Origin of the sequence: Mesorhizobium sp. M7A.F.Ca.CA.001.10.2.1 (genome assembly GCF_003998575.1) — a bacterium.
Lineage (GTDB): Bacteria > Pseudomonadota > Alphaproteobacteria > Rhizobiales > Rhizobiaceae > Mesorhizobium.
The window spans coordinates 1-2,287 of record NZ_RZQY01000821.1; the positions used below are offsets into that span (position 1 = coordinate 1).

Consider the following 2,287-nt stretch of genomic DNA (forward strand, 5'->3'; position numbering starts at 1 on the left):
TCGCTGGCCTTCATCCTCGGCGTGTTGCCGCTGGCGATTGCCAGCGGTGCGGGCTCGGGTGCGCAGAACTCCGTCGGCATCGGCGTGATGGGCGGGATGATCGCAGCGACGGTGATCGGTGTCTTCCTGGTGCCGCTGCTGTTCGTCACCGTGCGGCGCATCTTCAAGGGCAGGGCGGCCAAACCAGATACGGGCGAGACGCCGGTGACGGCCAACCAGCAATAAGGACAACTTCACATGACAGGTTTGGAACGTGGCTCGGTGGCCGCGAGGCGGCTTCTTGCGCCTATGATTACCGCTGTCCTGCTCGCGGGATGCGTCGTCGGTCCGGATTATCAGACGCCCATATTGGCGATGCCAGCAAGCTGGAGCGGCCACAAGCCGACAAAGCCTGCCCAGCCGGCGCAACTGTCAAAATGGTGGCAGCGGCTGCGCGATCCCGAGCTGAACACGCTTGTCGAGGAAGCGGTTGCCGGCAATCTCGATGTCGCCACCGCCAAGGCAAAAATCCGCGAGGCGCGCGCCAGCTACCGCCAGAGTGCCGGCACGTTGCTGCCGTCGGTCGACGGCTCCGGCTCGGCCACCCGCAACAAGTCAGCCGAGACCACATCAGGCTCTGACGCCACCTACAGCGAGTACCAGGCCGGCTTCGATGCAAGCTGGGAACTCGACCTGTTCGGCGCCAACCGCAGAGGCGTCGAGGCCGCGCGCTACGGGCTGGACGCCTCGCAGGAGGAACTGCGCTCGACGCTTCTTACCCTGGTCGGCGATGTCGCTTCCTATTATACCCAGGCGCGCGGCTACCAGGCCCGCATCGCGCTCGCCCGGCGCTCGGCCGCGTCGCAAAGGCAGACCGCCGAACTTACCCGCACCATGGCGCAGGCGGGCACGGCGACCGCCGCCGATGTCGCCAAGGCGATGGGGCAGGCAGCGAGCACCGAAGCCGCGGTGCCGACGCTGGAGGCAAGCTATGCCCAGGCCGTGCATCGTCTCGCCGTGCTGGCCGGCCGGCCGCCTGCCTCGCTCAGCGAGCGGCTGAAGCGGGTCGCCCCGATCCCTGCACCACGCCTGCCGATGCCCACCGGAATTCCCGCCGACCTCTTGCTTTCGCGACCCGATTTGCGCATGGCGGAACGCCAATATGCGCAATACACCGCCAAGATCGGCCAGGCAGAGGCCGCCCGCTATCCCTCGGTCAGCCTGACGGGAGACATCAGCACGGCGGCGCTGAAGCTTGGCGATCTCGGCAAGAATTCGTCGATCGGCTGGTCGTTCGGGCCGACGCTCAGCGTGCCCTTGTTCAATGCCGGTCAATTGCAGGCGGCCGTCGAGGTCGCCAAGGCGCAGCGCGATCAATATTTCATCGCATACCGGTCTTCGGTGCTGACGGCGCTCGAGGATGTCGAGAACGCGCTTGTGCTGTTGTCGCAGGAGCGCATCCGGATCGGCAAGCTCGCCTCTTCGGCGAAATCCTATGGCGATGCGGCGCGGCTCGAAGGCACGCTCTACAAGGCCGGCGAGACAAGCCTTCTCGATGTGCTCGACGCCCAGCGCTCGCTCTACTCGGCCGAGGACTCGCTGCTGCAAAGCCGCGTCCTGCTGGCGACCAACTACATCGCCCTCAACAAGGCGCTCGGTGGCGGCTGGGATGGCACGGTGGACAGTGCCAAGCCTGAGATCGTCGACGTCAAGACCGGGCCAAGGCTGGCGTCGAAGCCGGCCTCGTGAGCGGTTCCCTGGGCCTCGGTCAATTTCGACGCGGCTACGCAGATTTCGAGATTGTGCGACACACCACTTGTGACGGCGCGTGAAATGCCGCCTCGTGCTTTGGCGATGGCGGGGAGATCGCATCGCTGTTATTGATGGTGATCACACAGCACAGGCGCCGCAGATGACATCCGATACACAGAAGGCCGAAGCGGTCGGGCAGCTGCTCGAAACGCCGGACCTTGCCAGCGCGCTGGAAAGCGAACAGTTCAAGAAGTTCCTCGACCAGGTACCGATCGCCATTGCCGTCTCGGATCTCGGTTCGAAGGAGCGTGTCGTCTATGCCAATCCGGAATTCGAGAAACTGTCCGGCCTCAAGGCGGCGACGCTCGCTCGGCAACACTGGGCGGCGCTTTCCGGCACCGGCCTGCACAAGCAGAAGGACCGGCCGCTGTTCGAGGTCGTGGTCGAGGACACCGATTTCATCGGCACGTTCCGGCTGGGGCGGACAGAAGGCCAACCGGCGATCGTCGACGTCTATTCCAATGTCATCGGGGACGACAGTGGCGAGGTCTGCTTC

3 protein-coding genes are annotated in these 2,287 nt (G+C 65.1%); all 3 read left to right on the top strand.

Annotated elements, in window-relative coordinates; genetic code table 11:
• Positions 1 to 225 (top strand): efflux RND transporter permease subunit (locus EN964_RS32170; protein ID WP_164776194.1); only part of this gene is annotated, 225 nt, incomplete at its 5' end.
• 12 nt (positions 226 to 237) lie between these two features.
• A complete protein-coding gene (locus EN964_RS32175) occupies positions 238 to 1,728 on the top strand; it encodes an efflux transporter outer membrane subunit (protein ID WP_127271114.1) in 1,491 nt (496 codons plus the stop codon).
• A 163-nt stretch (positions 1,729 to 1,891) separates the two neighbouring features.
• Positions 1,892 to 2,287 (top strand): PAS domain-containing protein (locus EN964_RS32180; RefSeq protein ID WP_127277264.1); only part of this gene is annotated, 396 nt, incomplete at its 3' end.